Raw genomic sequence first — 17,119 nt, forward strand, 5'->3', positions numbered from 1 at the left:
TGTTCCCACGCAAACCTTGATTTGGATCACTTTAGACCCATTTTGTTACCTGAACACCAGATTGCTTTCCTTCCGGCACTTCATCTTGTTGTGTGCCGAACAAAATGCCTGAAGATTGTCATAAGAATGCCCTCCCCGCAGATAAAAGCCCCGCAAACAAGCCAACAGCCCATTGGCGCTATTGAAAACATTGAATCCACTTTTTTTCAGAAGAACATCCAGATCGCCCAGCAGAATGCCACTGAGAGATTCAAAAAAACCGTCAAGAATATTTTCCGCCTTTTGCATTTTCAACGCAGCGAAGAACCGGAGCGGTGGTAGGAGCCGAGAGGCCGCTCTATCCACAGCCGCTTTTGGGCACTTTAGACACCTTTGGAGAGCTTAAAACCGCCCTGCTTCTTGCCGTCCCGGTCCTGGAATTGCTGAACAAACCTGTATGGGATTGGTTTATAAAAGATATCTCAATTTGAAACAGTTCTCCCGACTCCTTTTCGCAGGAGCCTTAAGCCTTTCTTTGACTGCTACAGCGGCCGATCAAGGACCGAATCTGGGCAACAATAATATCACCTCCGCAGATAAAATTGCCCTGACCCTGATCAGCAAGCTGCCTAATTCCGGGGTGAAATCCGGTTTGCAGCGCTACTATTCCATCCTGTCTTTGAAGTCCTACACTGATGACGCAGAAGTCGCTGTTTCCAACACCGGTCTGGCATTATTCTTTGAACAGCACTTCAATCAAAACAAATGTTTTTCGGAAAATGCCTACAGATTCTATCGCGATTTGCGCATGAACACGCGCCAACAACAAGCTGCGTTCACCGACAACAGCCGTCATCGCCGCCCTAGCCTGGGTGATGTTGCCGGGAAAAATCGCCCTGATTTGAAGCCGGGCTGGTTGTATGAAAAAGCCTTAAAATATTCCAATGGAAATCCCAATGCGGCCATCAGCTTGATCGGCATGTGCGGGCATGACGATAAAAACCAGGGGCATTTCGCCAATCAGGATGTCGAAATCCAACTGCAAAACAGCGGTATTCGCAGTGATGAGCTGTACACCACCACAGAAGACAACGAAACCCAAACGGTGTGTCCTTCCCAATATGCGGATTTCTATGTCGCTGGTGGACTGTCCAAAACTTCTGACATCGCCGATGACCTGAAAAAGAAAATCCTGAGCATTCAATATCCCGGAAAAAAAGCCGTGCAGATCGCCGCTAAAAATTATCACGTGATGGGTGCGGCCTTTATGACCTGTCAAATGATCGAAGCCGGACTGAATCCCCTGCTGGCCATTCAGGTGGAGTCCATGGCCGCCAATCTGTACCGTGGCATTCGCCTGTGTCAGAGCATCGAGATTCCCGGCAATCTTTTCTGGGATCTGCAACGTCATCGCGAGGTGGCCTTCCGTCCTTTCGGAAAAACTTTTGAAGAGATCGTTCTGGAAAAAGCCATGGATCGCGCCCGCAATAAGAAGTGCTCCATTAAAGACACTCGCACAGATGCTCTTTGCCGTCTGTTGAAAGTGGTCGGTGCACCTGCGGATATCAGCCGACCGCAAATGGAAAAACGCACCCAGGATTTACTGACCAGCTATATGGATGAAATGATCGCCAGCGGACTGTATGCCTCCTGGCACATCAGCGGCGAAGTGGCGGGGATCAGTCTGCCTTGTTCGCAGGCTCAATTGTGGGGTCCGCATCCCTTCCTGCAATGGTTGATTTCCAATACCGAAGTTCACGTCAATATCTGTGGAAACGGTCTGACGATGGATGCCTGCCGTAAAGCCGTTAAAAAGATTCGTTCCTGGGAAGTGGATTTCGACTGGACCGTTTCACAGCACTTGGCCGGAGCCCGTTTTGCTGCGAAAGTCTGCAAACAATACCCCGAAGGCAGATCTTCCTTCGAGGCTTTCTGTAATAAATAAAATTACGCTGATTTCTTAAGACCCGTCAGGGTCTCAAGATTTGAAATGGTCGCGGTCAAACCTTCAGTGGAATGATCCAGACTGCCCGCCGCTTCAGAAATAGTTTCCGACGAAGACGCATTACTTTGCGTCGCCTGATCCAACTGATTCATCGCCTGGGAAATCTGCGACACACCGGTGCTTTGCTCCTGGCTGGCCGTCGCAATTTCATTGTTCAGATTGGCCACACGATTCACCGAATCCACGATCTTCTTCAAAACCTCGTGACTGGATTCCGCAACCTTCTGACCCCTTTCAACCTGGTCCACACTTTCCGTGATCAAAGTTGAAATCTCTTTGGCCGAAGTGGCACTGCGCAAAGCCAAAGCTCGCACGGCCTCTGCCACAACCGCAAAACCTTTTCCCTGCTCTCCAGCGCGCGCCGCTTCGACAGCCGCATTCAACGCCAGCAGATTTGTCTGGAAGGCAATATCATCAATCAGATTCACGATCTCTTCGATTTTCTTGGAGGATCTTGCGATTTCACCCATGGACTGAGTCAAGGATTCAATTTCGCGTGCGCCCTCTTCCGCCGTGTTTTTCGAAACCTGAGACACATCCGAAGCGATCTTGGCATTGTCAGCATTCAATTTAATCATGCTGGTCAGTTCTTCCAAAGAAGCCACGGTTTCTTCCAGCGAAGCCGCGGATTCCGTGGAGGCTGCGGACAAGGCCGAGCTGGAACCGGAAAGATCGGCCACCAGACGACGGATTTGTGCATAGGCGCGGGCCAATGCTTCCGTCTGCAAACGAATGCCCTCTTTCAAAGAGAACGACGACATGAACATCGTGACTGACAAGGCGATAATCATCACCGCCACACTGCCCAAAGCCAGTTTGGCATACCACAAGGCCTGCGCAACTGCACCGCGAACACGGGCCTCCAGCACTTTTTGGAATTGATCAATCGGCTCACCGATTGTTGCGACAAACTTGTGATAAGATTCGTCGTGCATCAACTGACGGGCCCAGTTCATATCCGGATCTTTATGCACCGTGAATTTGCCGGAAGCATCTGCAAACAGCCCTTTCACCGCATTCATTGCCGCCGTCTCCGTCTTCACCAACTCGTTGGAATGTTGTTCGGCTTCAGCCAAAAGGGCGAATTCTTCCGCAGTGAAACCTGCTTCCTGCATCAGCGTTTTTGAGGAGACCGTGCGACCGTCAGGTCTTGCCGCTTCCCCATTACGTACGGCCACGATGTGGTTGTAAGCGTCTTCATACTTCTTTTCACCCGTGACCACATAAGTGCGCGCATTGCGAGTCAAACCAGCGGAATCATCGCGCATCTGCTGCGCTAATTGCGTCGACAAAAATCTGGATTCATGAGCCGCGTTCAGTGCGCCCTGATAGTAAAATGCGGTTCCGATACAGACATAAAGAGCCAGCACCAAACCGATAGAAAGAAAATTAAACAGACGGACCTTGGCAAATACACTCATAAAAATCCTCAAGATTAAGTTGTGTGTTCCGTTTCACTTAGTTTGACCGGGTTCGTTTCAGATACTTTGACCACCTGATTTTTGAGGGTTTATTGGTCTTTCTACTCGCTGTCAATATCGTTGAAAGTTATTCGTCCCTTCATGCGGTGACTGGGGCCTTCAAAAATGCAAATATGGGCATTCTCGAACATCCTGTCGATGGCAGCACTTGCCAGGATCGGATCGGTAAAAACTTGTGGCCATTCTTCAACGTCGCGGTTGCTGGTTAAGATCATAGCCGAATTGTGCTTGCGTCGATCAAATAAATCGAAGATCTCCTCACTCACGTCTCGTGGCATTGTTACGACGCCCCAGTCATCCAAGATCCATAGCTTTGATGTTAGAATTTGTTTGAATAAAACATCGAGCTTATTGTTCTCGCGCGCTTTACGGATCTTTGTCCCAAGTCTTTTTACACTCGTACAAAAAACACTGTGACCAGCCTGCGCAGCGCTCATCCCAAGAGCAATCGCAAGATGACTCTTGCCCGTGCCGGGACTTCCCAAAAACAATGCAATTTCGTTGTTCTCGATAAACTTTAAATCTTTCAGATCCTCGATTTTTTCGCGCGGGAGTTTTTTATTGAAATCCCAATTGAACTGCTCAAAGCTTCTTCGCTCTGGGAACTCCGCTTTCTTAATCCTTTTTTCTACGGCGTTATCTGCCCTTGCATCTAATTCCGTGGATAGAAGCTCACTGAGCCACTTAAGATCCTGGCTGCGTTTTCCTTTTTGAACTAAACCCTCGATCTCTGCGGATGCCGCGGGCATTCGTAACTGCTTTAACTGATCGCGTATCACATCTATTGTCATAACTGTCTTTCCTTTCAGTGGGCCTGGTTGCTATGAACCAGACGTAAATGGTTTTTATACTCACTCATGTCGCGCGCAAACTTACCTCCCACCGTCTGCGCGGATAAAACCTCCTCATGACGAGGAGCTTTGGGTTTTGGCTTTGCCATAATATTCAATAGTTGATGAACTGTTTTTAAATTTACCTGTGATAACTCCAGCGCTGAAAGGCAGGCCTTGTCGATGTCGGCATTGCTGTACTTCTTGTTCAGCGTCAGAAGACCCCATACGCTGCGTGTATCAACAAAACCTTCGCCTCGAGCCAAAATAATTCCTACAAAGCGCTCAACATTGACGCCGATAATTTTTGCTTGCTTCAGATAGTGACCATGATCTTGAAGAGTCTTCTCCCAAGACTCCTTGTAATGATCTTTACAGGCTTTACTTGTGAATTTATCTTGGATGCGCTCGTAAACTTCTAACAGTCGACCGTTGCAGTAGATACTTACTTGAACTGAATTACCAATCACCAAAGCTATTTCGCCTTTGAGTCTTGTGTCTACTCGGTAGTACTTGTTTGCAAAGCGAACATAACCATCAGACCTCACTGTTGAGCGAGTGATGGTTTCCACTTCGTAGCGTAATAAAGGAAGAGGCTTTAACAACGAGGCTTCATCGTTAAGAAACACATCCAAAGGTTTTTGTAGGTGAGTCCCGTGCTTTCTCTCATTGGCGATACTCATCTTTTTATTCATGTGTGACTGTGCGCCGCTCAGTGAATATTGGGACTTATCGTAGGATTCAAAAAGGCGACGCTTCATTGGAACCATTCGCTCCACTTTGCCTTTTTTCTCTGGAGAATAAGGCGGCAATGCCTCGACAACGAACCCGTAGTGCGAGGCCAGTCTTTCAAAGGCCGGGTTCAACGTCGGCTCGTGCTTTGATGCCTCATGAACAAAGACTTTGGGATTATCAGAAGTCACTTTACGAGGGACTCCGCCAAGTTCCTCAAACATGCTTATTAAAACTTCGGCAGTTGTTTCAAAGTCGAGTTTCTCTACAACTCGGGCCATCTCGTAACGAGAATGCCCAAGAACGCCAACGAAAATCCAAATTGTTTTTTTCTTTTTTGTGACAGGATCGACGACGTCAAAGAGCTTTCCCCAGTCCACCTGCAGACATTCCCCCGGTGAGTGAACAAGCTCCATCACATTGCGCGCAGGTGCGGATCGCATAAGTTTGTGGCGGTGAATGTAGCGGTAGAAGTTAGATCGCGGGACAGAGAGCGGAAGCTCTTCAAAAATACTTTGCGGACTCCAGCCAAGTTCAATGCGCTCCTTGATCCATTCGCGCTTGGGATCTAAGATGGCATCCGTTTCAATGGCCTTCTCGCTGCGACCATCGCGCAGCGGAAACAGCGCCTCTGGGTAAGGTGGGATTTCTTTTGAGGTTTTGCAGTAGATTTTCTTCTCTGGGTTTGCGACGGCTACATAGCCATGCTCTATCGCCTGGTCGCGGATTTTTATGACGTAACCTTTGCCTTTACCAGTTGATTTAGTCAGTGCGGTGAGTGAGTGTCCTTCGCGAAGGCCTTCGACGATTTTTCGGTCCACTGTGATTTTCTCCAAGTCCTTTTTTCTGAGTTTCCGCATGCGTATTCCTTGCTGTAGTCTGGTTGTTAAACCAGCAGCTTAGCGCATGGGATCAGATGGAGAAAATGTGCTGAAAACGTAAGCAATTGCCCGGTCAAATTAGGTGGGATTTACTTCCCCCAAAGCCGGTCCACTTACGTGGGATTTGCCCCCCTTGAAACCGGTCAAACTACGTGGGATTGGACAAGTTGTGAGAACTTTTTGGCGTTTTCTATGAGTTCCTAAGTAGTTTATTACTGTTTATTTAGATAAGGGCGTTATCCGCGACCATAGCCTCGGACACTTGCGGCCAGAACCAATCCAACTGAGGATCAGAGGCAATAACGTCTTTAATTAAGACTTTGATATCACTGCGAGTGGAAATTTCCCGACGCAGCCACATTTCGATTTCATCATAACCCGGACCAATGATGGTGATCTCAATATGACTGAAGAAATGCAAAAGATGCAGATCTTTCGTGGCCACGGGTTTACCTTCTGTTTTTCCACGAATGAAATTCAGAACTTCATTTTTGATTTCGGCAAAATTCCTGTGGTTGATTCGGCGAAGAATAAGATCCGCCCGGTGATCACGGTTGATCCAGCGCTGATGCAGTCCTCTTTGCACAAGATTAATCAGGTAGTTTCTCAATACAGAAGGGACCAGACGAAATTCTTCGTCCGGCAACGACATCACCTGCATCAAATCTACGTATCGCGCCTGTTCCTGGCCTCGACGTAGAGAGGTGAGTACTTCTGGAATGCGCAAAACAGATTCGCGAATCCCGAGAAGATCAATTCCTGCTCCATCCGTGAAGTAGAGAATTCTCATATCACTATCATGACCTATCTTTACGAAATGTGTGCAGAAAAATGCCAGACCCAGACCAGGGTCCAGTATGTATTTTTTAGTGCAGTCACCTCGCCTTTTTGATAGGCTAAACAGAGGCCCAAGGACTAGGTGCTGGCAGCGGTAACGCTGGTTAAAGACAAAGGATTGTACAACCGTGACTTCACGCAACTCGAAGAATCAAAGACCACCGCTTGAAAAGTGGTATCCCTATATTCTCTTTGCATTTATTGGTTACTGCGTGGCCGATCTGGGCATTCTTGCCTATCGCGATAAAATGCTTCCCCAAACGGCCCCACCATCGCACCCCAAAGCCCCTCAGTTTGATGGTGGTATCAGCCGTGGCGCTTACAATTCCATCACCAGCCGTAACATGTTTGCGTCCAGCGGGGTGATTCCCGATGCGCTGGTGGACAAATCCAAAGGTGCAGAAGCACAAAAAGAAGCCGATCCGGTTCCTTCTCAACTTCCACTGACTTTGATTGGAACTTTAGTACACTCCAATCCGGACAAATCCCTTGCGGCGATTGAAGTTCGCGGCAAACAGGGCGTTATCTCCTACAACCCCGGCAAAGAAATCGAGGGCATGGCCTCCATCATGAAGGTGGAACGCCAAAAAGTGATCTTCCGCAACTTGAACTCCAATCGACTTGAATACATTGAAATGAAAAAAGATGGAAAAGTCGCCTTCGGCGCCGGCCGCCCTTCTTCCGGCGGCGGTGATAAAGAAGTCCAAAAGGTTGGCGACAATAACTTCGTGATCAAACGTGCGGATCTTTTGAAATACACCAACGATCTTTCCAGTATTTTGATGCAAGCCCGCGCCGTTCCCAACCGCGAACCCGGCACTGGAAACATCAATGGCTTCCGCATTTTAGATATGCAACCCGGCAGTATTTACGAACAACTTGGCATCCAAAGAATGGACGTCATCAAGGCCGTCGACGGCACCCCTGTCGACAGCCCCGCCAAAGCCATGGAACTTTACAACACACTGAAGAACTCACCCAAAGTGACCCTTCAAGTTGAAAGAAACGGTAAAACCGAAACCATGACTTACAATATTCAGTAAGGCGGCAGTAGCCGCGGAGAGCTGGCGGGGCAACAGCCCCAAAAGCTGAACCAGCGTCGGCCCCCGGGTCGACAGCAGAATAAGAACTTAAAAGGATTTTAAGACAACTCCTCAGGAGGAGAAGGTAAAATGAAAAAAACCGTCAGCATAGGAATTGCTTCATTGATGACAGCCCAATTGGTGGGCCCTGCAGCAAATGCTCAGTTTGAGGACTTCCCTCCTCCACCGCCACCACCGGATTTCGGCGACATGGGAGGCGGCGAGCCTCCTCCACCTCCTGATTTTGGCGGCAGCAACTCTGGTCCGTCCGGGTTTGCACCTCGCGGTGGTTCTGACAGCAATTCTGGCGGTACTGCAAACATTTTGAATAAAGCGGAAAAAGACAAGCTGGCGAAAGCTCCGATCGAGGACATCAACAGCAAGAACTTCCCGGAGACGATTGAGTCCTTCGACTTCCCGAACGTGGAAATCACGGATCTGATCAAAGCTATCGGTGAACTGACCGGCAAGAACTTTATTATTGATCCGGGTGTGCGTGGTAAAATCACGATCACAGCGCCGACAAAAATCACTGTGGCTGAAGCTTACAAAGCCTTCTTGTCTGCTTTGGCTATCAATGGTTTCACGGTGGTTCCTTCCGGCAGCTTCTTGAAGGTCAAATCTGCCAGAAACGCCCAGCGTGACAATATCGAAACTTATTCCGGCGCTTACTATCCAAACGCGGATCAGATGATCACCCGTATCATTCACTTGAAGCACATCTCTGCTTCCCAGGTGAATCGGGATCTTCGTATTTTGCCATCCAAAGATGGTGAGATGAATATCTATGAGCCAACAAATTCCATCATCATTTCGGATTATGGTTCCAACATTGACCGCGTGATGAAAATCATCAGTCAGTTGGACGTTCCTGGCTTTGAAGAACAACTTGAAGTTATTCCTATTAAGTATGCGAAAGCCAAAGATCTTGCTGATCTGGTGGATAAAATCGTCAATAAAGGAAATAAGACCCAAGGTTCCGCTCCGGGCACATTCACGGCGGGTGTTCCGCGCTTCTCGCGTTCTGCGGGGGCAACGTCCCAACAAGGTGCAAGCTTCTTTATGGCCATCCCGGATGACCGCACAAATTCCATCATCGTGGTGGGCAACAAATCCGGTATCGTGCGCATTAAAAAGCTGATTTCCCAGTTGGACTTCAAAATCCGCGCGGAAGAGTCCGGCGGCGTTTACGTTTACAGCGTAAAATACGGCGATGCAGAAAAGATCGCCCAGACCCTGCAAGGTGTGGCAAAAGATGCCGCGCCGAAACCAGCTACTGGCGGAAGCCTGCTGTCCCCTATCGGAGCCAGCGGTCAAATGCAAGCACAGCAGGAAATCTTTGGTGGCGATGTTAAGATCACAGCGGATAAAACAACCAACAGCTTGGTTGTGACGGCAAGCAAACAGGACTATGACGTGGTTCTCAGTATCCTGTCCAAACTGGATGCGCCTCGCGATCAGGTCTTTGTGGAAGCGATCATCATGGAAATGTCCGTGAATGACGGTAATTCCTGGGGTATTGGTTACTACCAGTACGGCGACAGCGGTTATGGTAAAGTGGGCTTCAATGGTCTATCCAACATCAATGATTTCCTGTCCCCGACAGGAGGTTCCGGTGCGGTGATCGGCTTTGGCCAGGGGAAAACGGTGGAAGTCACCGACCCTATTTCCAAGCAGACTTTGAAAATCCCAAGTTTGTTGGGCTTTATCAATTTCCTGAAGACCGCCAAGAAAGCCAATATCCTTTCCACTCCACAGTTGATGACATTGGACAATCAAGAGGGTGAATTGGAAGTCGGCGACAAAGTCGTCGTCGGTGAAAACGTGCAGAACGTCGGAACCAGCGGCACAACGGTCAGAACACCACAGTTTGAGGACGCGACGATCAAATTGGCCATCAAACCATTTATCAGCCCGGCCTCCAACCAGATCCGCATGGAAATCAAACAACAAGTGGCGCAGCTTTCTACAGCCAGCACACCGAAAGCCTTCCAGGATTCGACTCAGCCTTTGGCGAAGCGCTCCTTGAAGACAGTGATCAACGTCAACAACGGCGACACGGTGGTTCTGGGTGGTTTGATGAAAGAACAGGACCAAGAGTCAGTTACGAAGGTGCCGCTGCTGGGTGATATTCCAATCATCGGCTGGTTGTTCAAGTCCCGCACTGTTGTGAAAGATAAAACCAACATGGTGGTCTTCCTGACACCGAAAATTGTGCGTAACACGTCGGAAGCAAACGCCATCGTCTCCAAGAAGCTGGATGAGCGAGTGGAATTTGTCAAAGCACAAGGCGGTGTGGACCCTTACGGTGCTAAACTCGAAGAAGTCCGCCGCAAAGCAGAGGCTCCAAGTGAAGCCCCTGCTGTGACCGAACCTATTATTGAGGAGTAATTCATGGCCTCCGTGGATGTTTCAACGATTCTCGCCAAATCAACCTCTTTGACTCAGGACCAGATTCGATCGGTCCTGAACAACCCTTCAGTGGTCAGACCCGTCACTGTGGGTGAGGCATTGGCTGCGAAGGAGTTTTCCACGGCGGATGAAGTGGTCTCTGATCTTTGCAAAGAACTGGGCCTGGATTTTATCCGCGACATCCCCGTCAGCGAAATTTCGGTGGACCTGATCCGCGATCTTCCGATTAACTACGCCAAACAACACAACGTCCTTCCCTACAAGGAAGACTCTGAGCTGCTGGTGGTATTAACCAGCAATCCGGTGAATCTGAAAGCTCTGGATGACATGAAGGTGCTCTTTGGTAAGCGCGTGCGCCCTCTGATCACCACCTCCAGCCGCGTTCAGGATGCCATCAACAAAGTTTACGAAAAAAGCACCGCGAATCTGTCCGGTCTTGATGAGATCGCAGAAGAGGACTACGACCTGGATGATCCTATCGTGGATCTACTTGAGGCCGGCGAAGATGACGCCCCGGTGATCAAGATGGTCAACAGCCTTCTGTTCCGCGCGGTGAAAGAAAAAGCGTCTGATATTCACATCGAACCTTATGAAAAAGACATGGCCGTGCGCTTCCGTACGGACGGTATTTTGTTCGACGTGTTCAAACCACCTAAGAAGCTGCAAAACGCGATCACTTCCCGTATCAAAGTTATGGCCAACCTGAACATCGCTGAAAAACGTTTGCCTCAGGATGGTCGTATCCCTTTGAAAGTCGGCGGCAAGGACATCGATATCCGTCTTTCCTGCGTCCCAACCACCTTCGGCGAACGCCTGGTGATGCGTATTCAGGACAGATCCTCTGTCGTGCGTGAACTGTCGGCTTTGGGCTTTTCCCAGGAAAACCTGTCCCGTATGGAAGAAGACATCCTGACTCGCTCGTATGGTATCTTCCTGGTCACGGGTCCGACGGGCTCTGGTAAATCCACGACTCTTTATGGTGCTCTTTCCAAGTTGAACCAACCCGACGTCAACATTCTGACCGTGGAAGATCCGGTGGAGCAACGTATCCACGGGATTGGCCAGGTGCAGGTGAACTCCAAGATCGGTCTGACTTTCGCAGCCGGCCTTCGTTCCTTCCTTCGTCAAGACCCGGACATCATTATGGTCGGTGAGATTCGTGACTTGGAAACCGCGGAACTGGCCATTCAGGCCTCTTTGACCGGTCACTTGGTTTTATCCACTTTGCATACGAATGACTCGGCCGGGGCCTTCCCCCGTCTGATCGACTTCGGAGTGGAGCCGTTTCTGATTGCGACCTCTATCACGGGCGTCATCGCCCAGCGTTTGGTGCGCGTGCTTTGCCCACACTGTAAAGCACCGCATGAAGCCACAGATTTTGAGCTTCAACTTCTGGGTATCACGCGCGAAGAGGCCAATAAAGCCAATATCTGTAAAGCGATGGGTTGCAACCACTGCTCTCAGAAAGGCTATTCCGGTCGTACCAACATCGGAGAGCTGCTGATCGTGACCGATGACATCCGTTCATTGATCATGCAGCGAAAAGACGGTAATACGATTAAAAGACAAGCAGTCGCTAATGGAATGAAGACCTTCCGTGACCACGGCATTCAAAAAGTTCTTGCCGGAATCACGACAATTGAAGAACTGACTTCCAATACACAATTGGATATTTGATCGGCCCCGGCCGGCAGAGCCTAAGCCCCGGAAAGGGCGCAGGCTGAAGCAGCTAAGACTGCATAAAAAACAAAGGCGGCCAGGCCGCCTCAATTAAAGCGTAACTAAGGTAATTAAGATGCCTATTTTTGAGTACAAAGGCCTGTCGAAAGACGGAAGAAATGTCAAAGGAACCATCGACGCTGAAAATCAGCGTGCGGCCCGCGCCAAACTCAAAAAAGACAATATCTTTGTCGTCGATATCAAAGATAAAAAAAAGATTGATCCCAAGAAGAAATCCGGCCCGCGTGCAACCAAAGTTGTCGGCGTCAAGGACCTGTCCCTGATGACACGCCAGTTGGCCACCCTGATCAAAGCCAACATCCCTTTGGTCGATGCATTGACGGCCGTTTCTGAACAAGTGGAAAACCCGACATTGTCGGAAGCCCTGGCGGACTGCAAGAACATGGTCAACGAAGGGTCCACCTTGCATAAGGCCATGCTGAAGTATCCAAACATCTTCACGACCATCTATGTCTCGATGGTGGAAGCCGGTGAAATGTCCGGAAGTTTGGACGTGATTCTGATGCGTCTGGCAGAGTTCACCGAAGCGCAAGCCGATTTGCGTGCCAAGGTCAGCAGTGCTATGACCTACCCGATCATCATGCTGGTGGTGACGTTTGGTTTGATGGGCTTCCTGTTTATTTTCCTGATCCCGAAAATGGTGACCGTGTTTGAATCGGCCCCTCAGTTGCAGCTTCCCTGGTACACGGTTGCTTTGATTGATGCTTCACAGTTTGCCGTGAACTACTGGTACCTGATTTTGGGCAGCATGCTGATTATTTATCTTTTGTTCCGCAACTGGAAGAACACGCCGGCGGGACGCAATCAGTGGGATGCCATTTCCTTAAAACTGCCGCTGGTGGGCCCGACGGTGCGCATGGTGGCGGTCTCCCGCTTCACCCGCACTCTGGCAACACTTTTAAACGGCGGTGTTCCGATGCTGGCTGCGCTGACAATTGTTCGCAATGTCGTGGACAATCATGTTCTGGCGATTGCGATTGATGAGGCCCGCAATAATATCTCCGAAGGGGAATCCATCGCTGGTCCGTTAAAGAAATCCGGGCAGTTCCCGCCTATCGTGATTCACATGGTGAACATCGGCGAAAAAACCGGTGAACTGGAAAACATGCTGACGCAAGTTTCTGATGCCTATGACTTCCAGGTGAAAACCAAACTGGAAGGCCTGACCAGTATCATGGGTCCGGTGGTGATTGTGATCATGGGTGCGGCGATCGGTATGATCGTAATGGCCGTGATGGTGCCAATGTTCGAAATGGCCAACGTGGCGGGATAGTCCCGTTGAACATTGAGACAGGGGGAAAATCCCCCTGGAAGAATCCATGGAGTCACAATCGGGTCCAACTTGGAACCTCAAGTAACCTCTCAACTCCACTCCCTAAGCCTTCAGTCTGGGGACGGATATTGTTCTCAAAGCGAAACACAACTGGAGAAATTATTATGTGACATAGGTCGAGCAGCCGCTCTGCACTTTGCTTTACCTTGGGCCAAGGCTCTGTTAGGATTAGCATCTGTAAAAAGGAGTAAGTATGTCTCTTCTCAAAAATCGCAAGGGTATGACTCTGATTGAAATCATGATCGTCCTTGCCATCATCGGTGGTATCGCAGCTCTTCTTCTCCCAAACATCACGGGACAATTGGATAAATCCAAGGCCAAAGAAGCTAAGATCCAGCTCACTCAAATCGTCAATGCACTTTCCATGTACTACACTGATTGCGGTAAATATCCTCAATCATTGGAAGGCCTGACAAAGCAGGATCCAAACTGCTCAAACTGGGGCCCACAACCTTACTACACTAAAAAACTTCAAGATCCATTTGGCCATGACCTGGTTTACGAACTGGATGGTGGCGAGTACACATTGAAGTCATTGGGTAAAGACGGCCGCGAAGGCGGTTCTGGCTTTGACAAGGACATCACACTTGAGGATTTGAACTAATCCCGATGTCTTCGCAAAGGGGCTTCACTCTTATCGAGATCATGATTGTGCTGGCTATTATGGCCGCCCTGATCACAGTGGGAGCCCCTCGCCTTCTGAAAAATAATGAAGGCAATATCAAAGCGGTCGCCCGCAACTTCATCGTTCTTAGCAAAGAACTTCGCAACAAAGCCCGCCTGACCAATTCCACTTACCGCCTGGCCATCAGCATGGAAGCCGACGAACCCAAGTACTGGGTTGAGCGCGCCAATGGTCCGCAGCCCGTAGACCCGGAATCCTACGAAAAAGAAAAAGAGACCGGTGAAGACGCTCCCCCACCTCTGTTTCAGATGGACAAGTCCTTGCTGAAAAAAGAAAAGGAACTTCCTGGTGGTCTGCGCTTTGCCTCGGTGGAAACGGTGAATATGAAATCCCCTATGACTTCGGGAATTGCCTATATCCATTTCTTCCCGGAGGGCTTCGTGGAGGCGTCCGCCGTGCAGATCACAAATGGAAATAATTTAACTTGGACTCTTGTTTTTAATCCTTTAACGGGTCAAGCTGATATCATAGAGAAAGCTTCTTCGTTAAAGGACGTCCAACGGTGAGAAAAAACGGATTCACATTGATTGAAACCGTCATTGCGATGGTGATTCTGTCATCAGGAATTATGCTTCTGGCAAATTCCTGGAGTGGCAGCTTCATGCGCGTGCGCAAGACTCAGCTGTCCACCGAAGTCACCGCTTTACTTGAACGAAAAATGACTGAAATCGAACTGGAATATGCCGGCAAACCGCTGGATTCAATCCCCGAGGAAACTGAAGATGATTTCGGTTCCGAATATTCCCAGTACTCATGGAAAATGACCTCGAAAGAATTTGAAGTTCCCGACATCTCAGCCACCCTGACGGCGCAAGCTGGAGGTGCGGATGAAATGGCGTTGACCGTGATGAAAACTTTGACCGAACATCTGGGCAAGTCCATCAAGGAAGTCAAAGTCACAGTCATTTATAAAGGCGCCAAAAAACCGTTGGAGTTTTCAGCAACTCAGTACTTTGTGGACTACGACAAGGAGCTTCCGCTTCCTTCGATGCCGGGGATGTGATGATGAGAAAATCCTCGGGCTTCACCATGATTGAACTGATGATCACAATCACGATTCTGGGCACTCTGACCCTGCTGACGGCGCAGTCCATTCAGCAGGCGGTCAAGGCCAAGGTCAAATTACAGGATCAGATTGATGATGTGTCTCGTATGCGCGATGCCTTGCGCCTGCTTGAGCGGGATATCAATCTGGCTTATCACTATCGTGATCTGGAAAAAGAAATCGACCAACTGGTTAAAAAGAAACCCGCAAACCAACAGCAGCAACAAATTGGCGGCACTATTCCTTCCGGGGGGCAGTTCCCGGGGGATCCGGGGCCGTTAACAAACGAAGCACAAACCCAGCAAGAAGAACGCCGCGAGGTCCCCCGTCGCGACCCTGAAACTCACTGGGTCGGCACCGAAGACAGTTTGAACTTCGTGACCATGAACAACGCCCGCACCGTGCGCAACTCCCGTCAGGCTGACTTTATTGAAGTTGGCTACAGTCTGCGCGATTGTAAAAGCCTGACCGAAGGTGGAGGCTCTTCCAAGTGCCTGTGGCGCAGAAGCACACCTTATGTGGATCTGGATGTCACCAAAGGTGGTGATGAGGTGGCCCTGCTGGAACACGTGACCGAATTCAAACTGCGCTACATGGGTAAAGGAAAACAGGACTGGGCGACTTCATGGAGAACCGACGCCCAGGGTGACGCCGCCACCAAGAGCAAGTTCCCCCAAGCGGTGGAGATCTCAGTCACCGTCGATAAGAAGATCGCCGGCAAAAGTAAAAAATATTCCATGCAACTGATCGTTCCCGTTCACTTCCCCAACAATCCAGAGGAGGGTGCAAATGCTCAAGGCAATCAAAGCTCTTGGCCAAGGTCTCAATCGCCCACTCAATAATCGTCGCGGCATCGCCCTGATGATTGCGATTGCCTGTATCATGCTGATTATGTGGATTGCCATGGAGGTGTCGTACGATTCAAACGTAGAGTACATTGTCAACTCTCAAGGGATGAATCGTATCAAAGCCTACTATGCTGCCAAATCCGGCATGCAGCTGAGCCTTCTGCGCATCAAGATCTATCAACAGGCCCAAAGCAAGTTGGGCGACAAACTGGGCGACACCAAAATGCTGGATCAGATCTGGCAGTTCCCCTTTGCCTGGCCCCTGCCGATCCCGGATGAGCTGAGCGCCGTCGACAAAGATAACTTCAAAAAAGCCGTCAAGGATTCTTCGATGGATGCGGGTTATTTTGTCACTATCGAAGATGAAGGCTCAAAAATCGACTTAAACGACCTGGCCTCCCCATCCAAGTCCCTGCAGGAAATCACAAAGAAACAACTTCTGAACATTTTCGAGCAGAAGAAAAAAGAAGACGAAGCTTTTGAGCGGGAATATTCCAGCGTCCGCTTTGATGAACTGATTAACAATATCGCCGACTGGATGAGCCCCAAATCAGCCTCCCTGAATGGTGGCGACAAAAGATCGAACTATGCAGAGCTGAATCAGGAGTCCCAAAGCGATTACTATCCACCCAACCGAGGTTTCCGCACCATCGCAGAGTTGCACATGGTCCCGGGAATGAACGACGTCTTTTTCGATCTACTAGCCCCCAGAGTCACCATCTATGGCATGAAGGGCATTAATCCAAATCTGGCCAGCGCCGAGGTTCTAAAATCATTGGACCCGGCCATGACCACAGAAGTGGTTAAAGAAATCATCAAACGCCGCGACAACCCCGACGAAGGTGGTCCGTTTAAGTGCAACCAATCCGGCGGCAGCGACGACTTCTGGAATTTCGTAGAAAGCAAAGGCATCCGCCCCGAAGGCAAAGTCGAAGAAATCCCCCTGACCTGTGACAGCGTGATCAATTTCAAAATCCGCAGCACCGGAGAATTTGCAGGCGCTTCCCGCGAGATCACGGCCATCGTGATGAACCTGCAAAAAACCGCAGACAAGGTAAAGTCCTACGTCAAAAAAGACCAATCCCAGGGCCAACAGCAGCAGCAACAAAGCGGTCAACAACAGCAACAACAAAACCAGCAACAAACCCCACAAATCCCCAAAGGCCCCCCAAGAATAGTTTACTGGAACGAAAGATAAGAAAAAGGCTGGACCAAAATCCAGCTTTTTT

At 49.5% G+C, this 17,119-nt stretch carries 15 protein-coding genes; 10 read left to right on the forward strand and 5 right to left on the reverse strand.

What is annotated here, in order from left to right:
- Nucleotides 1-45: 45 nt before the first annotated feature.
- Nucleotides 46-288 (reverse strand): hypothetical protein, encoded by a 243-nt coding sequence (locus ACZ5ZV_RS12010; protein WP_464117237.1) that lies wholly within the window; start codon nucleotides 286-288, stop codon nucleotides 46-48.
- A 178-nt stretch (nucleotides 289-466) separates the two neighbouring features.
- On the opposite strand from ACZ5ZV_RS12010, the gene ACZ5ZV_RS12015 reads away from it, so the two are divergent.
- Nucleotides 467-1,924, forward strand: a complete 1,458-nt coding sequence (locus tag ACZ5ZV_RS12015; protein ID WP_464117238.1) for a hypothetical protein — start codon at nucleotides 467-469, stop codon at nucleotides 1,922-1,924.
- Between the two features lie 2 nt (nucleotides 1,925-1,926).
- Here ACZ5ZV_RS12015 and ACZ5ZV_RS12020 read toward each other — a convergent pair whose 3' ends face one another.
- The 4 genes from ACZ5ZV_RS12020 to ACZ5ZV_RS12035 form a co-directional block, all read right to left on the reverse strand.
- Nucleotides 1,927-3,405 (reverse strand): methyl-accepting chemotaxis protein, encoded by a 1,479-nt coding sequence (locus tag ACZ5ZV_RS12020; RefSeq protein WP_464117239.1) that lies wholly within the window; start codon nucleotides 3,403-3,405, stop codon nucleotides 1,927-1,929.
- A gap of 101 nt (nucleotides 3,406-3,506) precedes the next feature.
- Nucleotides 3,507-4,256, reverse strand: coding sequence for an IS21-like element helper ATPase IstB (gene istB, locus ACZ5ZV_RS12025; protein ID WP_464117240.1), 750 nt, complete (start codon nucleotides 4,254-4,256; stop codon nucleotides 3,507-3,509).
- 14 nt (nucleotides 4,257-4,270) lie between these two features.
- The gene (gene istA, locus ACZ5ZV_RS12030; RefSeq protein WP_464117241.1) at nucleotides 4,271-5,887 is read right to left on the reverse strand and encodes an IS21 family transposase; all 1,617 of its coding nucleotides are present in this window, start codon (nucleotides 5,885-5,887) and stop codon (nucleotides 4,271-4,273) included.
- A gap of 244 nt (nucleotides 5,888-6,131) precedes the next feature.
- The gene (locus ACZ5ZV_RS12035) at nucleotides 6,132-6,698 is read right to left on the reverse strand and encodes a hypothetical protein (RefSeq protein ID WP_464117242.1); all 567 of its coding nucleotides are present in this window, start codon (nucleotides 6,696-6,698) and stop codon (nucleotides 6,132-6,134) included.
- A gap of 175 nt (nucleotides 6,699-6,873) precedes the next feature.
- On the opposite strand from ACZ5ZV_RS12035, the gene gspC reads away from it, so the two are divergent.
- From gspC to ACZ5ZV_RS12080, 9 genes are all read left to right on the forward strand, one after another.
- Nucleotides 6,874-7,788: a type II secretion system protein GspC gene (gene gspC, locus ACZ5ZV_RS12040; protein WP_464117243.1), complete on the forward strand. Its 915-nt coding sequence runs from the start codon at nucleotides 6,874-6,876 to the stop codon at nucleotides 7,786-7,788.
- Nucleotides 7,789-7,917: 129 nt separating this feature from the next.
- Entirely contained in the window at nucleotides 7,918-10,218 is a 2,301-nt protein-coding gene (gene gspD, locus ACZ5ZV_RS12045) for a type II secretion system secretin GspD (protein ID WP_464117244.1), read from the forward strand.
- Nucleotides 10,219-10,221: 3 nt separating this feature from the next.
- Nucleotides 10,222-11,916, forward strand: coding sequence for a type II secretion system ATPase GspE (gene gspE / locus ACZ5ZV_RS12050; RefSeq protein WP_464117245.1), 1,695 nt, complete (start codon nucleotides 10,222-10,224; stop codon nucleotides 11,914-11,916).
- 118 nt (nucleotides 11,917-12,034) lie between these two features.
- On the forward strand, nucleotides 12,035-13,252 hold the full coding sequence (gspF, locus tag ACZ5ZV_RS12055; protein ID WP_464117246.1) for a type II secretion system inner membrane protein GspF: 1,218 nt from the start codon (nucleotides 12,035-12,037) through the stop codon (nucleotides 13,250-13,252).
- A gap of 253 nt (nucleotides 13,253-13,505) precedes the next feature.
- A complete protein-coding gene (gene gspG / locus ACZ5ZV_RS12060; protein WP_464117247.1) occupies nucleotides 13,506-13,916 on the forward strand; it encodes a type II secretion system major pseudopilin GspG in 411 nt (136 codons plus the stop codon).
- 5 nt (nucleotides 13,917-13,921) lie between these two features.
- Nucleotides 13,922-14,503, forward strand: coding sequence for a pilus assembly FimT family protein (locus ACZ5ZV_RS12065; protein WP_464117248.1), 582 nt, complete (start codon nucleotides 13,922-13,924; stop codon nucleotides 14,501-14,503).
- The gene (locus tag ACZ5ZV_RS12070) at nucleotides 14,500-15,000 is read left to right on the forward strand and encodes a type II secretion system protein (protein ID WP_464117249.1); all 501 of its coding nucleotides are present in this window, start codon (nucleotides 14,500-14,502) and stop codon (nucleotides 14,998-15,000) included. The genes ACZ5ZV_RS12065 and ACZ5ZV_RS12070 overlap by 4 nt, the downstream gene beginning before the upstream one ends.
- Nucleotides 15,000-15,884, forward strand: coding sequence for a type II secretion system protein GspJ (locus tag ACZ5ZV_RS12075; RefSeq protein WP_464117250.1), 885 nt, complete (start codon nucleotides 15,000-15,002; stop codon nucleotides 15,882-15,884). Before ACZ5ZV_RS12070 ends, ACZ5ZV_RS12075 begins: the two co-directional genes overlap by 1 nt.
- The gene (locus ACZ5ZV_RS12080) at nucleotides 15,832-17,088 is read left to right on the forward strand and encodes a type II secretion system minor pseudopilin (RefSeq protein WP_464117251.1); all 1,257 of its coding nucleotides are present in this window, start codon (nucleotides 15,832-15,834) and stop codon (nucleotides 17,086-17,088) included. Before ACZ5ZV_RS12075 ends, ACZ5ZV_RS12080 begins: the two co-directional genes overlap by 53 nt.
- Nucleotides 17,089-17,119 lie beyond the last annotated feature (31 nt).

Source organism: Bdellovibrio sp. HAGR004 (genome assembly GCF_055397015.1).